General features: G+C 56.4%; 1 rRNA gene. It reads left to right on the top strand.

What is annotated here, in order from left to right:
- Positions 1-486, top strand: a 23S ribosomal RNA gene (locus tag L692_RS0108200); the annotation flags it as partial.

Below are 486 nucleotides of genomic sequence, written 5' to 3'. Positions count from 1 at the left end.
CCTACAAGTCGAGCAGGGACGAAAGTCGGGCTTAGTGATCCGGTGGTACCGCATGGAAGGGCCATCGCTCAACGGATAAAAGCTACCCTGGGGATAACAGGCTTATCTCCCCCAAGAGTCCACATCGACGGGGAGGTTTGGCACCTCGATGTCGGCTCATCGCATCCTGGGGCTGAAGTAGGTCCCAAGGGTTGGGCTGTTCGCCCATTAAAGCGGTACGCGAGCTGGGTTCAGAACGTCGTGAGACAGTTCGGTCCCTATCTGTCGTGGGCGTAGGAAATTTGAGAGGAGCTGTCCTTAGTACGAGAGGACCGGGATGGACGTACCGCTGGTGCACCAGTTGTTCCGCCAGGAGCATGGCTGGGTAGCTACGTACGGACGGGATAAGCGCTGAAAGCATCTAAGCGTGAAGCCCCCCTCAAGATGAGATTTCCCAGTATGTAAGACCCCTTGAAGACGACGAGGTAGATAGGTTGGAGGTGGAAG

The sequence above is a fragment of the Paenibacillus forsythiae T98 genome, from assembly GCF_000520735.1.
Taxonomy (GTDB): Bacteria; Bacillota; Bacilli; order Paenibacillales; family Paenibacillaceae; genus Paenibacillus_AQ; species Paenibacillus_AQ forsythiae.
Note: the sequence above shows the minus strand (reverse complement) of the source record. Positions and strands in the feature narration are given on the sequence as shown.